Annotated in this window: 13 protein-coding genes; 12 read left to right on the top strand and 1 reads right to left on the bottom strand. The window is 73.6% G+C overall.

Annotated elements, in window-relative coordinates; all coding sequences use genetic code 11:
• Positions 1-312: 312 nt before the first annotated feature.
• The gene (locus ACFXDE_RS22495) at positions 313-4,326 is read left to right on the top strand and encodes a beta-N-acetylglucosaminidase domain-containing protein (protein WP_380496616.1); all 4,014 of its coding nucleotides are present in this window, start codon (positions 313-315) and stop codon (positions 4,324-4,326) included.
• 161 nt (positions 4,327-4,487) lie between these two features.
• Here ACFXDE_RS22495 and ACFXDE_RS22490 read toward each other — a convergent pair whose 3' ends face one another.
• The gene (locus tag ACFXDE_RS22490) at positions 4,488-5,132 is read right to left on the bottom strand and encodes an HNH endonuclease (RefSeq protein ID WP_380441976.1); all 645 of its coding nucleotides are present in this window, start codon (positions 5,130-5,132) and stop codon (positions 4,488-4,490) included.
• 457 nt (positions 5,133-5,589) lie between these two features.
• Between ACFXDE_RS22490 and ACFXDE_RS22485 the strand changes: the two genes are divergently transcribed.
• The 11 genes from ACFXDE_RS22485 to ACFXDE_RS22435 all read left to right on the top strand — a co-directional run bounded on the left by ACFXDE_RS22485 (position 5,590) and on the right by ACFXDE_RS22435 (position 17,771).
• Positions 5,590-6,768, top strand: a complete 1,179-nt coding sequence (locus ACFXDE_RS22485) for a mechanosensitive ion channel family protein (protein WP_380441974.1) — start codon at positions 5,590-5,592, stop codon at positions 6,766-6,768.
• Between the two features lie 376 nt (positions 6,769-7,144).
• A complete protein-coding gene (locus ACFXDE_RS22480; protein ID WP_380496615.1) occupies positions 7,145-8,335 on the top strand; it encodes an ROK family protein in 1,191 nt (396 codons plus the stop codon).
• Between the two features lie 120 nt (positions 8,336-8,455).
• Positions 8,456-9,811, top strand: a complete 1,356-nt coding sequence (locus ACFXDE_RS22475) for an ABC transporter substrate-binding protein (protein ID WP_380441970.1) — start codon at positions 8,456-8,458, stop codon at positions 9,809-9,811.
• A gap of 46 nt (positions 9,812-9,857) precedes the next feature.
• Positions 9,858-10,856: a carbohydrate ABC transporter permease gene (locus tag ACFXDE_RS22470; protein WP_380441968.1), complete on the top strand. Its 999-nt coding sequence runs from the start codon at positions 9,858-9,860 to the stop codon at positions 10,854-10,856.
• 45 nt (positions 10,857-10,901) lie between these two features.
• Positions 10,902-11,801: a carbohydrate ABC transporter permease gene (locus ACFXDE_RS22465; protein ID WP_380496614.1), complete on the top strand. Its 900-nt coding sequence runs from the start codon at positions 10,902-10,904 to the stop codon at positions 11,799-11,801.
• Entirely contained in the window at positions 11,801-13,126 is a 1,326-nt protein-coding gene (locus tag ACFXDE_RS22460) for a 6-phospho-beta-glucosidase (RefSeq protein ID WP_380496613.1), read from the top strand. Before ACFXDE_RS22465 ends, ACFXDE_RS22460 begins: the two co-directional genes overlap by 1 nt.
• Positions 13,127-13,464: 338 nt before the next feature.
• Positions 13,465-14,484, top strand: a complete 1,020-nt coding sequence (locus ACFXDE_RS22455) for an N-acetylglucosamine kinase (protein ID WP_380496612.1) — start codon at positions 13,465-13,467, stop codon at positions 14,482-14,484.
• A gap of 194 nt (positions 14,485-14,678) precedes the next feature.
• Positions 14,679-15,314 (top strand): hypothetical protein, encoded by a 636-nt coding sequence (locus tag ACFXDE_RS22450; protein ID WP_380496611.1) that lies wholly within the window; start codon positions 14,679-14,681, stop codon positions 15,312-15,314.
• Between the two features lie 64 nt (positions 15,315-15,378).
• Complete coding sequence (locus ACFXDE_RS22445) at positions 15,379-15,966, top strand: hypothetical protein (RefSeq protein WP_380496610.1); 588 nt, start codon at positions 15,379-15,381, stop codon at positions 15,964-15,966.
• Between the two features lie 99 nt (positions 15,967-16,065).
• A complete protein-coding gene (locus tag ACFXDE_RS22440) occupies positions 16,066-16,605 on the top strand; it encodes a hypothetical protein (protein WP_380496609.1) in 540 nt (179 codons plus the stop codon).
• Between the two features lie 2 nt (positions 16,606-16,607).
• Positions 16,608-17,771, top strand: coding sequence for an MAB_1171c family putative transporter (locus tag ACFXDE_RS22435; protein WP_380496607.1), 1,164 nt, complete (start codon positions 16,608-16,610; stop codon positions 17,769-17,771).
• Positions 17,772-18,010 lie beyond the last annotated feature (239 nt).

The raw sequence follows: 18,010 nt of genomic DNA, 5'->3' as shown, positions 1-18,010 counted from the left end.
TGACGCTGCGCGACACGAGCGCGAGCGGTCGACCGGCCATCGGAAGGGGCCGGGGAGGGGGGAACGGCGCGGCTGCGGGTGGACGGAGGCGCGCGTCGAGAAAGGGACGAGGGGAGCGCGAGGGCGGCGAGCGGCCGACCGGCCGTCAGGAGGACCGGCCGCCCCGGGCGGTTCTGCTGGTGGGAGGGATGACCGGGGGGAGGCACGGTGATCAATTGGGCAAAGTGGACATATCTGACGACGGCGTTGACACCGGGTTGGGTAGCTGGTGGGGTTGCGGCGATGTGGTCCAGGCCTGGCGAGGAGGCTCCTGTGCAAGCCCGAGTTTCCGTAGCGGCCGGGCGGCGGCTGCGGCAGCAGTTGGAGCAGAGCTCCGCGCTGCGCGATGTCCTGTACCACCCCGCGGCGCTGGCGGCCCGGCGGGCCACCGCGCGGACGTGCCGTCAGCTGGCGCCGAAGACGGCGGACCGGCTGATCGCCGACTTCAAGGGGACGGAGCCGCTGCTGGCGTCCGTGCGCGCCGAGCGGGCGGCCGGGAGCCGCGCGCCGGGGCGGCGGGCGCTGCAGATCGCGGCCGGTGTCGCCGCGGCGGCCGTGGTCGGCGGGCTCCTCGCGGGGCCGGTGCCGTCGGCGGCGGCGTACGCGGGGGTACCCGGGCCGGACGTGGTGAGCACCGCGCCGCAGACGCCGCTGGGGAGCGTGACGAACCCGCAGGTGTTCCCGCGGCCGCAGGAGCAGACGGTGGCCGGGAAGCCGGTCGTGGTGCCGGCCGCGGTGACGCTGGTGACGGCGCCGAAGGCGGACCACGGCGCGGTGGACGCGGTGCACGAGGTGCTCGGGATCGCCGGGGCCACCGACTTCACCACCGTGTCCGACGTCGACGCCCCGCCGGCCGCGGGCTCGCTCGTCGTGTACGTCGGCGGGCCGGCCGAGGGCGCGGGCGGCGCGGTGGACCGGGCGCTGCGCGACCTGGCCGCCGCGGGCGGGACGAAGGACGGCGCCGCGCCGTCGCTGATCGGGATGCCGATCGGCGGCTACGTGCTGACGGCCGGCCAGCTGCCCGCGCAGGGCGGCGGGACGTACGGCGCGGTGGTGCTGGCGGGCGCGGACGCGGCGGGCACCTTCTACGCGGCGCAGAGCCTGCGGCAGCTGCTGGCGGCGGTGCCGGCCGGGCAGGGGCAGAACCAGGCGCCCGGCGCCTCGGGGCTCGGCCTGCCGGGGATCACGCTGCGCGACTGGCCGTCCGGGGCGCCGGTGCGCGGCACCGCGGAGGCGTTCTACGGCACGCCGTGGACGGCGCAGCAGCGGCTGGACCAGGTGGAGTTCCTGGGCCGCTCGAAGCAGAACTTCTACCTCTACGCGCCCGGTGACGACCCGTACCGGCTGTCGCGCTGGCGCGACGCGTACCCGGCGGACAAGACGGCCGAGCTGCGCGAGCTGGGCGGCCGGGCGGCCGCCAACCACGTGACGCTCGGGTACGCCGTCGACCCGGGGCAGTCGTTCTGCTTCAGCTCGGGCAAGGACGTGGACGCGCTGGTGGCGAAGCTGGACGGGCTGCGCGCCCTCGGCTTCTCCGCGTTCCAGCTGCAGTTCCTGGACGTCAGCTACGACGAGTGGCACTGCTCCGACGACCGTTCGACGTACGGCACCGGGCCGGCCGCCGCGGCCAAGGCGCAGGCCGCGCTGGCCGCGAAGGTGCAGGACCGGCTGATCTCGAAGAACCCGGGCCTGGCGCCGCTGTCGATCGTGCCGACCGAGTACCACCAGTCGGGTTCGACGCCCTACCGCAAGGCGCTCGCGGACGCGCTGCCGGCCGGGGTGCAGGTGGCGTGGAGCGGGGTCGGGGTGATCCCGGAGAAGATCACCGGCGCTCAGGCCTCGGACACCGCGGGCCTGTACGGGCACCCGCTGGTCACCATGGACAACTACCCGGTCAACGACGCCAACCCGGACCGGCTCTACCTCGGCGCCTACACCGGGCGCGACCCGGAGGTGGCGAGCCGTTCGGCGGTGATGCTGACCGGGGCGATGCAGCAGCCGGTGGCCTCCCGGATAGCCCTGTCGACGGCCGGCGACTTCGCCTGGAACCCGGCCGCGTACAAGCCGGACGAGTCCTGGCAGGCCGCGCTGCGCACGATGGCCGGGCCGACCGGCGCCTCCGCGACCCCGGCCGGGTCGGCGCTGGCGGCCGTCACCGCGCTGGCCGGCAACAGCTCGTCCTCGCCGCTGTCCAAGCAGGAGTCGGGCTACCTGACCCCGCTGATCGACAGGTTCTGGGCGACCGCCGAGCCCACCTCGGGCGCGGCCCCCGACCTCGCCAAGCTGATAGAGGCCGCGGGCCCGCTGCGGGAGGCGTTCGGCGCGATGGCCTCGGCCCAGGAGACGCTGGCCGGCACCGCGGCGACGTCCGCGCTGGCCGCCGAGGCCGGGCCGTGGCTGGCGCCGCTGCACGGGTACGGGCTGGCCGGGCAGGCCGCCCTCGACATGCTGCTGGCGCAGCACGGCGGTGACGGCGCCGCCGCCTGGAAGGCCCGGGTGGAGCTGAACCGGCTGCGCGAGCAGCTGGCGCAGAGCCCGGCGACGATCGGCGCGGGCGTGCTCGGCCCGTTCCTGGAGCACGCGCTGCGGGCCGCCGACAACTGGGCGGGCGTGGTCAGCGGCGGCATCAGCCCGACGACGACGATGGGCTCCGCGCACGACCACCTCCCGGCGCTGATGACCGACGGCCAGGCCGACACCTTCTACTGGAGCTCCGCTCCCCCGCAGCCGGGCGACTCGGTCGGCGTGGACCTCGGCTCCGGGCGCCCGGTCAGCGGCGTCACCGTCCTGATGGGCGGCTGGGGCGACGGGCCGGACGCCCAGAGCGCGGTGGACGACTACATCCGCGACGGCGTGCTGGAGTACTCGACCGGCGAGGGCGGCTGGAAGCAGCTGGCCGTGGTGAAGAACCAGAAGACGGTCAGCGCCCAGGTGCCCGCCGGCACGGTGGTGCGGGCGGTGCGGCTGCGCGCCACCGCCGCCCAGAAGACCGCGGTGGCGGTGCGCGAGTTCACCGTGACGGCGCCGGACGAGGCCCCGGCGAGCGTCTCCGGCGGACCGGCCGCGCTGCCCGGCTCCTCGGCGGCGGCGGTGCTGGACGGCAACCCGGACACCGCCTACCGGGCGGCCAGCGCGCCGACCGCGCAGGACGAGCCGCTGACCGTCGAGCTGGGCGCGGCCCGGCCGGTGGACCGGCTCACCGTGCTGACCGACCCGAGCGTGAAGGCCACCGCGACCGTGTCGCTGCGGCGCCCGGACGGCACCTGGTTCGACATAGGGACGATCAACCCGGGCTACAACGAGCTGCCGGCCGGCGGCCAGCCCGCCGACGCGTTCCGGCTGACCTGGAAGCCGGGCGGCGACCCGCCGGTCGTCAACCAGGTGATCCCCTGGTACGCGGACGCCCCCGCGGCCCGGCTCACCCTGGCCGACCCGTCCCTGGACGTCGTGACCGGCGCGGCCGCGCCCGCCCAGACCCAGGCGACGGTCACGGCCGGCCGCCCCGAGGGCACCACCGGCAGCCTGCAGGCCGACGTGCCGGCGGCGGCTAAGGGCCTGACGGTGGCGCCGGCGGCCGGGGTGACGGTGCCGCGCGGCGGGAAGGTCGGGGTGCCGCTGCTGGTCAGCGCCGCGGCCGGGACGCCGTCCGGGACGTACCAGGTGCCGGTGCAGTACGTGGCCGGCTCGACCGTCGTCAAGCAGGTGCTCCAGGTGCACGTGGTGCCGCCGACCGGCGGGGCGGACCTCGCGCTCGGCGCGAAGGCCACCTCCTCGGGCGACGAGACGGCGAACTTCCCGGCCTCGAACATCGCCGACGGCGACCCGAAGACCCGCTGGTCCTCGCCCGCGCAGGACAACGCCTGGGTGCAGCTGGAGCTGCCGCAGGCCGTCCGGCTCGGTGCGGCGGTGCTGCACTGGCAGGCCGCGTACGCCGCGTCGTACAAGATCCAGACCTCGTCGGACGGGGTCACCTGGACGACCGCGGCGAGCGTGGACAACGGCAAGGGCGGCGACGAGACGGTGCGCTTCGACGCCGCGAACGCCAAGTTCCTGCGGATGCAGGGTGTGACCCGGGCCACCAAGTACGGCTACTCGCTGTGGGGGATCGAGCTGTACGCCGTGACGCCGCCCGCGCAGCCGCAGCCGCCGGTGGCTCCTCCGGCGCAGCCGGGGACCCCGGGCACCCCCGGCACCACGCCCGCGCAGCAGCCGCAGCCGCAGCCGCAGCCGGGACAGCCGGCCGCGGGACAGCAGCCGCCGGCCGCCGGGACGCCGCCGAAGCAGTAGTCCGCGCAGCGGTCCGTGCAGTGGCCCGCGCAGCGGTCCGCGCAGCGGTCGCCCGCGGGGCGGCCGTACACACGGCGGGCCGCCGTGCTCCCCGGTGGGGTGCGCGGCGGCCCATGAGGCGTACCGAGATGTGACGGGGCAGGCCCTTGTGGAGCTCTGGTTCAGGCGGAGAGCGGTTCGGGCTGCTCGCCGCGGCGGACTGGGGCGGCGTGGGCGCCGTGCGCCCGGCCGATCGGGACCGAGTGGTTGGGCTCGGTATGGTCGTGGTGCTCGTACTCGCCCCACTGCGGGGCGCGTAGTTGGTCGCCGCCGCCGTACGGCTCCAGGTAGGGCCGCCAGCGGGGGTCCTTGATGCCGGTGCCGATGATCCGCCAGGCGAGGCCGGAGGGCGGCGCGGGCGGGCGCTTCATGCGCCAGCCGAGTTCGGTCAGGTGGCGGTCGGCCTTGGTGTGGTTGCAGCGGCGGCAGGCCGCCACGACGTTGTCCCACCGGTGCTGGCCGCCCCGGCTGCGCGGGATGACGTGGTCGACGCTGGTTGCGGCGGCCCCGCAGTAGACGCAGCGGCCGTGGTCGCGGGCGAACAGCGCCCGGCGGGTGAGCGGGACGGGCCCGCAGAACGGGACCCGGACGAAGCGGGTCAGGCGGACGACGGACGGCGCCGGAAGGGCGCTGGTGGCGCTGTGCAGAGTGACTCCGGTGTCCTCCAGGCTGACCGCCTTGTGGTTGAGGACCAGGATGAGTGCGCGGCGCATCGATACGACGCCGAGTGGCTCGTAGGACGCGTTGAGGACCAGGACATGCGGCACGGATGCCTCCTTGGACGCCTGCGGCGCGTGGCTCGCGCCGGGACGAGCGGTTGGATCACCCAACGGGTGAGTGATCTCCCCCAGTGTCGCCTTACGCCTTCGTACGGCGCCACCACTCCTGTGTAACGGACCTGACGTGATCTCCGGGTGTGGTTTCCGTCATACCCGATATGCCCGGCGGAAGGTCGGGTTGCACCAGGGCCTCCGGTAGGAGCCCTTCCGCTTCCCCCCGGGGGGACTGCTCGGCCGGTCGGAGCAGTGGTGGGGCCGCCTCCGGAGGGTGCCGGAGCGGTGCCGAGGCGGCGCCCGGACGGGTGCGCGCGGGAGCGCACCGGGGCGTTGACGGGGCGTCCGGGGCGGCCCGCGCGCCGTTCGGCGGGTCCGGTCGGGTGTTCGGTGCCCGCTAGGCTGGGGCGACGGTCCGCGGGTCGGGCTCGCTGCGGCACGGGACCGGGCAATGCCCCCTGCAAGGAAGGTCCCGCACGTGTTCCGCTCCGGCGTCCTCGGCCTCGCCGACGCGTCCTCCCAGTCGACGACGCCGTCCCCCGGCCCGACCGCGCCGCAGGTGCCGCAGCTCGACCTGCGGATCCCGACGAGCGCGCAGGAGGTCTCGGACACCACCAAGCAGGCGGCCAGCTGGTTCGACACCCACTGGCAGTCCTGGCTCGCCGCCGGGGTGCGGATCGTCTTCATCATCGTGCTGGCACTGGTGCTGCGCGCGGTGGTGCGCAAGCTCATCACGCAGCTGATAACCAGGATGGCGCGCGCCCACGAGAGCGCCGAGGAGCACGGCCGCATCGGCGGACTGCTCGCCAACACCGGGGTCGTCAACCCGGAGCGGCGCCAGCAGCGCTCGGAGGCGATCGGCTCGGTGCTGCGCAGCGTCGCGTCCTTCGGCATCCTCGGCACGGCGGCGCTCATGGTGCTCTCCGCGCTGGGGGTGAACCTGGCGCCGCTGCTGGCGAGCGCCGGTGTGGCCGGTGTGGCGATCGGTTTCGGCGCCCGCAACCTGGTCACGGACTTCCTCTCCGGCGTCTTCATGATCATGGAGGACCAGTACGGCGTCGGCGACGAGATCGACACCGGAGTGGCCGCCGGCACGGTGCTGGAGGTCGGCCTGCGGGTGACCAAGCTGCGCGGCGCGAACGGCGAGATCTGGTACATCCGCAACGGCGAGGTGAAGCGGATCGCCAACATGAGCCAGGGCTGGTCCACGGCCACCGTGGACGTCCAGGTCGGGTACAAGGAGGACCTCCTCCGGGCCGAGGACCTGATCCAGGAGACCGCCGAGGCGATGTCCAAGGAGGCTCCGTACGACGAGCTGATCTGGGAGCCGGTGTCGGTGCTGGGCGTGGAGTCGGTCGCGGCGGACTCGGTGGTGGTGCGGATCGAGGCCAGGACGGCGCCGGGCAAGGCCGCGATGGTGGCGCGGGCGATGCGCCAGCGGCTGAAGGCGGCCTTCGACCACGCCGGCATCAAGGTCAAGGAGGAGGCGGCGGCCACGGGCGTCGCGATCGCCGCGGCCCCGGACCCGTCGCCGCCGTCCTCGCTGGCCGACCCGACCTCGGCGCGCTACAAGGCGACCGAGCCGATACCGGCGCCGAAGCCGCCGATGGACGACCTCGCCAAGCCGTAAGCCGCCGACGGACGACCTCGCCAAGCCGTAAGCCACCGATGGGCGACCTCGCCGAGCCGTAAGCCGCCGACGGACGACCCCGCCGGGCCGTAACACCCCTTCGCAGCGGCCGGGAAGGCCAGGACACGCGAACGAAAGCCCCGCTCCCACCGACGTGGGGGCGGGGCTTCGTGCTGCCCGGTAACGCTTCGGCATCCACCGCCCGGCGGGCCATTGACACTCCGCCGACGCTGACCGTACGGTCCTTCCCAAGCGACTGGAAAGTTTCCTAACAGTTCGCACCGTGGACCCGGGACACCCCCCGGGCGCTCCCCGGACACCCCCGGGAGTTCCCCCGGGTACGCCCCCGACCTGCCGGAAGAGGAGGATTCTGCGCGTGACCAAGACCACCGCCAAGGCCCCCCTCGCCGGCACCCCCAGCCTGCTGCGCGCCATCAACGACCGCGCCGCCCTCGAACTGCTGCTGGAGAACGGACCGCTCTCCCGCACCCAGATCGGCACGCTCACCGGGCTCTCCAAGCCCACCGCCTCCCAGCTGCTGGCGCGCCTGGAGGCGGCGGGCCTGGTCCTGCCGGTCGGCACCACGGCGGGCGGGCCCGGGCCCAACGCGCAGCTGTACCAGGTGAATCCGGCCGCCGGGTACGTCGCCGGGGTGGACGTCACGGCCACCGGGATCCGGGTCGCCGTCGCCGACATCACCGGCAGCACGCTCGCCGAGCACGTCGTGCCGGTGAAGGGCGCCCCGGCCGCCGGGACCGTCCCCCGGGTCGCCGCGGCGGTCGCCGACACGGTCCGGGCGGCCGGGATCGGCGAGGGCGCGCTGCACACCGTCGTGATCGGCGTCAGCGGCGCACCCGACCCCGTCACCGGCAAGCTGCGCTACGCCTCCCACCTGGCCGGCTGGCACTCGCCGACGCTCGTCGAGGAGCTGACCGGGGAGATCGGCGCCCCCGTGTCGATCGAGAACGACGTCAACCTCGCCGCCGTCGCCGAGCAGGCCTCGGGCGCGGCACGGGGCTCCGAGGACTTCGTCCTGCTGTGGGCCGGTGCGGGGATCGGCGCCGCGATCGTGATCGCCGGGCGGCTGCACCGCGGCTTCACCGGCGGCGCCGGTGAGGTCGGCTACATGCCGGTGCCCGGCTCGCCGGTCGTGCGGGACGTGCGCCGCCGCAACTTCGGCGGGTTCCAGGACCTGGTCGGCGCGGCCGCCGTCCGGGCGCTGGCCCGCGAGCACGGGCTCGGCGCGCCCACCGCCGAGGAGACCATCGCCAAGGCCCTGGCGACCCCGGGCGCCGGCGAGGAGTTCCTCCGCGAACTGGCCGGCCGGATCGCCGTCGGGCTGGCCGTGATCGTCGCCGTCGTCGACCCCGAACTGGTGGTCCTCTCCGGCGGCGTGCCGAGCGCCGGCGGCGAACATCTGCGCGCGCTCGTCCAGGAGGAGCTCGCCCGGCTCTCGATCGCCCGCCCGGAGGTGCGCAGCAGCGCCCTCGCCGGTTCACCCGTCCTGCTCGGCGCGCTCCAGCGCGCCCTGGCGGCCGCCCGCGAGGCGGTCTTCTCCACCCACTGACAGCCCCCTGCCCCTGCCGACTCCCCCTGCGATCCACCCCTGCACCCACCTCTCCCCAACCCCCGACCGCGGGCGACGAGGCAATGACGCCTGCCCGCGCACCCCCAGGAGGACCTCGAAGTGCACCCCACCACCTCCCGCAGAGGCCGCCGCACGATCGCCGCCGTCACCGGCAGCGCCGTCCTCGCCCTGCTCGCCACCGCCTGCACCGGCAGCAACGACGCCGGCGGCAGCGACGACTCGGCGAGCGGCAAGGACGTCACCATCACCTTCTGGCACGGCTGGAGCCAGGACAACGAGGTGAAGGCGATCAATGACAACATCGCCGCCTTCGAGAAGGCCCACCCCAACATCCACGTCAAGGCCGTGGCCAACATCGCGGACGACAAGGTCAACCAGGCCCTGCGGGCCGGCGGCGACGACGCGCCGGACGTGGTCTCCTCCTTCACCACCAACAACGTCGGCATGTTCTGTTCGACCAAGGCCTTCATCGACCTCAACCCGCTGCTGAAGAAGAGCGGCATCGACGCCGCCAAGACCTTCCCGTCGGCGATGCTCAACTACACGCAGTTCCAGGGCAACCAGTGCACCCTGCCGCTGCTCGGCGACGCCTACGGCCTCTACTACAACAAGAAGGCCTTCGCCGCCGCCGGCATCACCGCCCCGCCGAAGACCTTCAGCGAGTTCGCCGACGCCGCGGCCAAGCTCACCGTCCCCGACGGCGACGGCTTCAAGCAGCTCGGCTTCATGCCGGACTACCACGGCTACGAGTCCACCACCGAGCACTTCCTCGGCCAGTACGGGCCGGCGTACTTCGGCGCGGACGGCAAGTCGGCCGTCGCCTCCGACCCGAAGGTCGCCGCGATGCTCACCTGGCAGAAGGGCCTCGTCGACAAGCTCGGCGGCTTCGACAAGCTGGAGAAGTACCGCTCCACCTTCGGCGAGGAGTTCAGCGAGAAGAACCCCTTCCACACCGGCCAGGTCGCCATGGCCATCGACGGCGAGTGGCGCACCAACTCGCTCGCCGAGAGCAAGCCCGACTTCGACTGGGCCACCGCCCCGTTCCCGGTGCCGGACGACCAGGCCGCCACCTACGGCCGCGGCTACCAGACCGGCACCGTCATCGGCATCGCCCGCAGCAGCAAGAAGCAGGCCGCCGCCTGGGAGCTCGTCAAGTACCTGACCACCGACACGGACGCGGTCGTCGGCTTCGCCAACGCGATCCACAACGTGCCGAGCACCTTCGCCGCGCTCGACTCGCCCAAGCTCAGCGGCGACCCGAACTTCAAGACCTTCCTGGACATCGCGAAGAACCCGAACTCCGGCACCACCCCGGCCAGCGCCAACGGCGGCGCCTACATCGTGTCGCTGCAGAACCTCGGCTACGCGTACGAGTCCGGCAAGCAGCCCGACCTCGCGGCCGGCCTCGCCGCCACCGCCAAGGAGATCGACGCCGCCATCGCCCAGGCGAAGTAACCGGCCCGGCACGGCAGTCCGAAGAACACGGCACTCGGAGCACCCCATGGCACTCGCGTTCGGCACCCGCAAGGGCACCGGACCCGCCGACCCGGCGGCGCACTCCACGCAGCACCTGCTGCGCCGGAAGCGCCGCCGGGAGGCGGCCCGCACCCTCGCGTTCCTCTCCCCCTGGCTGATCGGCTTCGGCGTCTTCTTCCTGTACCCGCTGATCTCCACCGTCTACTTCTCCTTCATGAAGTACGACGGGTTCTCGGCCCCCGCCTTCAACGGGCTGAAGAACTGGGACTACGTCTTCAACCACTACCCCTTCTTCTGGCAGGGCCTGCGCAACACCCTCTGGCTCGTCGTCGTCATGGTGTCCCTCCGGGTGCTGTTCGGGCTCGGCATCGGGCTGCTCATCACGAAGATCAAGAGCGGCGTCGGCTTCTTCCGCACCGCCTTCTACCTGCCCTACCTGGCCCCGCCGGTGGCCGCGACCGTCTCCTTCGCGTTCCTGCTCAACCCCGGCACCGGCCCGGTCAACCACTTCCTCGGCGAGCTCGGGCTCCCGCAGCCCGGCTGGTTCGCCGACCCGAACTGGTCCAAGCCCGCGCTCACCATGCTCGCCATGTGGGGCATCGGCGACCTGATGGTGATCTTCATGGCCGCCCTGCTGGACGTGCCCAAGGAGCAGTACGAGGCGGCCGAACTCGACGGCGCGGGGCCGCTCCAGCGCTTCCGCTACGTCACGCTGCCGAACATCTCGCCGATCATCACGTTCGCCGTGGTCACCGGCGTGATCCAGACCATGCAGTACTACACCCAGGCGATCGTCGCCGGGCGCGTCGCCAGCGGCATCGCGGGCAATTCCGGGCAGCAGTTCGAGCCCGGCTTCCCGCAGGGCTCCACCTGGACCCTGCCGCAGATGGTGTACAACCTCGGCTTCCAGCGCTTCGACACCGGCTCCGCCTGCGTCGTCGCCCTGGTCCTGTTCGCCATCGCGATGGCCGTCACCTCCCTCCTGCTGCGCCGCCGCTCCGGCTTCATGGCGAGCGAGGACTAGCGGACCAGCGGATCAGCGGATCAGCGGACCAGTGAGGACCCGTTCATGACTCTCAGCACCCCCGTACTCGCCAAGGCCTCGTCGCCCTCGGGACGTTCGGCCGCCTCCGCGGCCGCCCGGCGGCGCGCCGCGCTCAACTGGGTGGCCGTCCACGCCCTGGGCATCGCCGCCGCGCTGTTCTTCATCCTCCCGTTCGTCTTCGCCTTCCTGACCTCCGTCATGACGGACAGCCAGGCGCTCACGACGAACTACTGGCCCACCTCCTGGCAGTGGGGCAACTACACCAAGGTGTGGGAGGCGCCCGGGTTCCTCACCTGGTGGCGCAACACCCTGGTCTACGCCGGCGCCGGCACGCTGCTGACCGTCGTCTCCAGCCTCCCGGTCGCCTACGCGCTCGCCAAGTTCCGCTTCCGCTGCCGGAAACTGGCGCTCATGGCGGTCATCTCGATGATGATGCTGCCGCCGCAGGTCACCATCATCCCGATGTACCTGTTCTGGGCGAAGCAGATGCACCTCACCGGCACGCTGTGGCCGCTGATCATCCCGATGGCCTTCGGCGACGCCTTCTCCATCTTCCTGCTGCGCCAGTTCCTCACCACCATCCCCAAGGAGTACATCGAGGCGGCCCGGATCGACGGCTGCGGCGACCTGCGCACCCTGCTGCGCGTCGTGCTGCCGATGGCCAAGCCGGCCATCGCCGCCGTCGCCCTGTTCCAGTTCTTCTACTGCTGGAACGACTACTTCGGCCCGCAGATCTACGCCAGCGAGAACCACGCCGCCTGGACGCTCTCCTACGGCCTGGAGTCCTTCAAGGGCGCCCACCACACCAACTGGAACCTCACCATGGCCGCCACCCTCCTCGTGATGGCACCGGTGATCCTCCTCTTCTTCTTCGCGCAGAAGGCCTTCATCGAAGGCGTGACACTGACAGGGGTCAAGGGCTGATGTCCGCAACCAAGTCCACTCCCAAGTCCGCTCCCAGGTCCGCTCTCAAGCTGGCGATCGTCGGCGGTGGTTCGACGTACACCCCGGAGCTGATCGACGGCTTCGCCCGGCTGCGGGACACCCTGCCGATCGGCGAACTCGTCCTGATCGACCCGGCCGCCGAACGGCTGGAGCTGATCGGCGGGCTGGCGCGGCGCATCTTCGCCAAGCAGGGCCACCCGGCGGTCGTGTCCACCACGACGGACGTCGCGGCCGGCGTCGCCGACGCCGACGCCGTCCTGCTCCAGCTGCGCGTCGGCGGACAGGCCGCCCGCCACCAGGACGAGACGTGGCCGCTGGAGTGCGGCTGCGTCGGCCAGGAGACCACCGGCGCCGGCGGGCTCGCCAAGGCGCTGCGCACCGTCCCCGTCGTGCTGGACATCGCCGACACCGTCCGCCGGGCCAACCCGGACGCCTGGATCGTCGACTTCACCAACCCGGTCGGCATCGTCACCCGGGCCCTCCAGGAGGCCGGGCACAAGGCCGTCGGCCTGTGCAACGTCGCGATCGGCTTCCAGCGGAAGTTCGCCGCGCACCTCGGGGTGGCACCGGAGCTCGTCCGGCTCGACCACGTCGGCCTCAACCACCTCACCTGGGAGCGCGGCGTCACCCTGCTCGACGCCCCCGGCGCGGCGGGCGGGCGGGAGGTGCTGCCCGAGCTGCTCCGCGACTTCGGCAAGGAGATCGCCGACGACCTGCACCTGCCGCAGGCCGTCGTGCAGCGCCTCGGCGTCGTCCCGTCCTACTACCTGCGGTACTACTACCAGCACGACGAGGTCGTCGAGGAGCTCAAGGCGCAGGGCTCGCGGGCCGCGCAGGTCGCCGAGATCGAGCGGCAGCTGCTGGAGATGTACGCCGACCCCGGCCTCGACACCAAGCCCGAACTGCTGGGCAAGCGCGGCGGCGCGTTCTACTCCGAGGCCGCCGTCCAGCTCATCGCCGCCCTGCTCGGCACCGACGGCGGCACCTCCGTCCAGGTCGTCAACACCCGCAACGACGGCGTGCTGCCCTTCCTGCCCGACGACGCCGTCATCGAGGTGCCGGCCGAGGTCGACGCGGCCGGCGTCCGCCCGCTGCCGCAGCGGCTCGTCGAGCCGCTCTACGCCGGGCTCGTCGCGGCCGTCACCTCGTACGAGCACCTCGCCCTCGACGCCGCCCTGCGCGGCGGGCGCGACCGCGTGTACGACGCGCTGCTCGCCCACCCGCTGGTCGGCCAGTTCGACCTCGCCGACCGGCTGACGGACCGGCTGCTCGCCCACAACCGCGAGCACCTCGCCTGGGCCTGACGTCCGGGGCGCCGGGCGGTCGCGCTCGTCCTGACGTCCGGGCGTTCTGGCGTCCGGGCGTGCAGGCGTCCGGGCGTTCTGGCGTCCGGGCGTTCTGGCGTCCGGGCGTGCAGGCGTGCAGGCGTCCCGGGCATCCGGGCGTGCAGGCGTCCCGGGCCCGCTGTGACGGCCCGACGTCCGCGCCCCGGCGTCGCCGTGGACGGCCCGGCCCGCGATATGAGGGTGTCGCGGGCCGGGCTCCGCGAGCGGACCGCCCACCCCCCCGGCCGGGGAAACCACCGGCCGGGCCACCCGGCCGGGCACCCTCGGCCGGGCCACGTACGAGTCGCGGGGACCTGATGACCCACCAGCCCGAACCAGTCCTGCCCGGCGTGCTCGCCATCGACGCCGGCAACTCCAAGACCGACGTCGCCCTGATCGGCGCGGACGGCACCGTCCTCGGCACCGCCCGCGGCGGCGGCTTCGCACCGCAGAAGATCGGCGGCGCGGCCGCCGTCGCCGGCCTCGCCCCGCTGGTCGAGGAGGCCGCGCGCACGGCCGGGCACCCCACCTGGACCGGCCGGCTGACCACCCACGTCAGCGCGTGCCTCGCCAACGCCGACCTCCCCGTGGAGGAGGAGGCGCTGCGCACCGCGCTGGAATCCCACCCCTGGGGCGTCAGCAACACCGTCGTCAACGACACCTTCGGCCTGCTGCGCGCCGGCACCGACGGCCCGCGCGGCGTCGCCGTCGTCTGCGGCGCCGGCATCAACTGCGTCGGCCTCCTCCCGGACGGCCGCACCGCGCGCTTCCCCGCCCTCGGCGAGCTCACCGGCGACTGGGGCGGCGGCGCCAGCCTCGCCGGCCACAGCATGTGGCACGCCGTGCGCGCCGAGGACGGGCGCGGCGGGCCCACCGCCCTCGCCCGGGCCATCGCCGAGCACTACGGGCTGCCCAGCGCCGGCGCCGTCGCCGAGGCCGTCCACCTCGGGCACCTGCCGGCGGCGCGGCTGCACGAGATCGTCCGGGTGCTGTTCGCCGTCGCGGACGCGGGGGACCCGACCGCGCGGGAGCTCGTCGACCGGCAGGCCGACGAGATCGTCCGGCTCGCCGTCGTCGCGCTCACCCGGCTGCAGCTGCTCGACGCGCCCGCCCCGGTCGTGCTCGGCGGCGGGGTGCTCGCCTCCCGGCAGCCGCTGCTCCTCGACAACGTCACGGCGCGGCTCGCGAAGGCCGCGCCGCTGGCCGAGCCGCGGGTCGTCGTCGCGCCGCCGGTGCTCGGGGCGGCCCTGCTCGGGCTCGACCACCTGGGCGGCGACGCACGGGCGCAGGCGCGGGTGCGGGAGGCGTACGAAGCCGGGCGGCCGGTCGCGGTGTGAACCGGCCCTGAGCCTCCGGTCGTCCTGGCCTTCCGGCCCTCCTGAACTTCCGGCCCTCCTGAACTTCCCGTCCCCGTCGGGTCCGCACATCCGACGGGGACGGGAACCGCACCCCGGCCCGCACACGTGTAACCGGATGTCCGCGTCCACGACCGGATGTACACGTCCGCCACGTTGCCGGGGAGACTGGTGCCATGGCCACGCCCCGCATCCTGCTCACCGCCGTCCTCTCCTGCACCGCCGTGGCCCTCACCGTCGCCGGACTCGCCTCCTGCACCCCCGTCGACGAGCACCCGACGGCCGTGAGCGCGTCCAGCGAGTCCGGTGGCCCGGACGACGACCCCGGGGACGCCGGCGACCCCGGGGACGCCGGTGACGCCGGTGACGACGCCGTCGAGGCGGTCCCTTCACTGCCGTCCGCCCCCGCCACGTGCTCGCCGGCCGGCGAGCACCCCGGGCACACCGTGCTGCTCGTCGTCGCCGCGGACCCGGCGGACCCGGCAGGGGCGGCGGACGCCACGGGCGCCCTGGACGGCCCCGGGCTCACCGCCCGGGCCACCCGGTACCTCTGCTCGCCGAACCGCTTCGAGCCCGTCGGCCGCCCGATGCACTACTCCTTCGCCGCCGCCGGCGTCGACGCCGCCCTCGTCGACCGCCGGCACGGCGACCCCGCCAAGCCGGTGCCGCTGCCCGAACTCCTCACCCACCTCGACGACTGCCTCGCCGCCCGCCCTCCTGCCACCCCCTACGGCTGCTACGGCAACACGTACGACGTCGTCCTCGACTCGCACGGGCGCATCATGCGGATCACGGAACTCGGCCGCCCGTAGGGATTCAGCGGGCCGGGCCCCCGCGATAGGTTGGTGCCCCGGATCGATCGGAGGGGCGGGTGACGTGCGCGAACACGAGCCGGACGGCGCTGACCACCCCGTCGTCGACCGCCCCGGCGCGGATCGCCCCGCTGCGGATCGCCCCGCTGCGCCCGAACACCCGCCGCGCCGCGCCCGCGCCATCGCCGACAAGATCGACCACCTGATCTCCCGCGACGCCGCCCGGGCCGCCGGACGCGCCCCCACCTACCGCGAACTCGCCGACCGCATCAACACCCTGGCCGGACGCGACGTCATCTCCAAGGACACCATCCGCAACCTCCACCACGGCGTCACGCAGAAGGGCCAGAGCCCCAACCCGACCGTCGACACCCTCGACTGGCTCGGCCGCGGCTTCGGCATCCGGCAGGGCGCGGCCTACTTCCTGGACGACCGCAGGACCGCCGACGTCGACGAACAGCTCGACCGCCTCGACAAGTTCGGGGACCTCCGGCACGCCCTCGGCAACTCCGGGGTGGTCAGCCTGGTCAAGCGCGCCTCGGGACTGTCCGACAACAGCCTGAACATGCTGCTCGTCCTCGCCGAACGGCTCAAGACCCTGGAGGAAGGGGCGTCGCGAGCGGACGGCCTCAGCGGCTCGGACGCGAACTGAGGCCGTCCGCCTGCTCGTGTGCCCGCCCGCATGTACGCCCGCTCGCATGCACGTGCGCCCGCTCGCCGATCGCCGCCGACTGAAGGAACGTTTTCCCGCATGCCACTTCCCCGCGGCCTCCGCAGGCGCTGCGAGAACATCCTCGGCGCCCTCGACCTGCCCGTCCCGTTCACCGTCGAGGGCTTCCGCGCCTCACTCGAACGCCACCGCGGCCGGCCGATCGCCATGGAACCCCTGCCCGCCCTCGGCCACGACGCCCCCTGCGGACTGTGGATCGCCCTCCCCAGCATCGACGTCGTCTTCTACGAACGGCACACCACCCCCGCCCACCAGGACCTCATCAAGCTCCACGAACTCGGGCACGTCGCCTGCGAGCACACCGGCGTCCTCGAACTGCGCCACCTCACCGGTCTGTTGCCGGACCTCACCCCCGAATTCGTCGCCCGGGCCCTCGGCCTGGCCCGCACGAGCTACACCACCGTCGAAGAACAGGAGGCGGAGATGATAGCCCTGCTGCTCGCCGACCTCGCGGGCACCGACCGCGCGCGCACGGAATCCTCCCAACGGCTCGTCGACAGCATGCTCAGCCCGGTCGAACCCCTCCGGCGCGGGCGGCGGTCCTCGGGAGGGCGAGGCTGAGGATGCTGCGCTCCGTCTTCGAGATCCTCGTCCCCGCCCTCCTGTGGACCGCCGTCGCCTGGCGCGCGCCCCGGGCCTTCCGCTCCCCCGCCACCCGTGCCCTCTGGGGCACCGTGGCCGCGATGGCGCTCGCGCTCACCACCCGGCCCGCCCCCGTCGCCCGCCTCCTGGAGGACGGCACCGGGCTGCCCGAGGTGTCCGTCCTGATCAAGCACCTCCTCGGCATCGCGGCGGCGACCTGCCTGCTCGACTACGTCTTCGCGATCCACGGGAAGCCAGGGACGGGCATCCGCTCGGCGAAGGTCCGGCACGCGGCGGCGGCCGTGGCGTGCGGAGTGATGGCGGTGCTGTCGGTCTTCTTCTTCAAGCACGAGCAGATCGGGCCCGACGGCATCGACGCGCACTACGCCGACCGGCCGGTGCAGCTCTACCTCACCGTCTACTACCTGTTCTTCTTCGCCTCGACGCTGCTCGCCTCCCGGCTCTTCTGGTCGAACCGGCTCAACGTGCCCCGCGGCCTCCTGCGGACGGGCGTCCGGCTGATGGCGGCGAGCACCGGGACCGGGGCGGTGTACGTCCTGTACCGGGTGTACTACATCGCGGCGCACACCGTCGTCGCACACGACCCCGTCACCGGGAAACCCGTCCCGCCGTACGACCCCGTCGGCGAGCTCCTGCCGGCTGCGGCGGCCATCCTGCTCGTGCTCGGCCTCGCCATGCCGCCCCTGCGGACGGTGAGCCGCTACGTCCGCGACCAGCACGCCATGTGGCGGCTCCACCCCCTCTGGGCCGACCTCGTCGCGGCGGCGCCGCAGGTCGTCTTCGGCACCCCGGCGGGACGGGTCCGCAACCTCTTCGCCCTCGGCGACCGCTCGCTGGACGTCGCCCACCGGGCGTTCGAGATCCGCGACGCGGCACTGGCCCTGCGGGACGGCCTGCCGTCCTCGGCCCCCGGCGCGGGCGCGGCGGTCGCCGCGGTCGCGCCGGGCGACCGAGCGCGCGCCGAGGCCGCCTGGTTCCACGCCGCCCTCCACCACCACACCACCGGCCACCCCCCGGCCACCGGTATGCCCCCCGAACCCACCCACCCCGGCGGCGCCACCCCGCAGGAGGAGATCACCTGGCTCCTGAAGGTGGCCACCGCCTACCGCCGCCTACCCACCTGAGACCGCGCGCAGGAAGTCGGGCCGACCGACTTCTGGCGCCCACCCCCTGGGAATCGAACGAATCAACACCACACCACTTGGGGCCATGCAGCACACAGAAAGTCGCCCAAGTCGACCTCCCGCATGCGAATCCACACAGAACCGCCCGGGGCAGCGAAGGCTGGTGCGCAAGAAGTCGGCCCCGTCGACTTCTCACGCCCGCCCGCCGGGGGCCAGGCGAAGCGACGCGGGACCACCCG

The sequence above is a fragment of the Kitasatospora sp. NPDC059408 genome (assembly GCF_042751525.1).
Lineage (GTDB): Bacteria > Actinomycetota > Actinomycetes > Streptomycetales > Streptomycetaceae > Kitasatospora.
The sequence above is the reverse complement of the archived record's forward strand: the minus strand, read 5'-3'. Positions and strand labels throughout refer to the sequence as shown.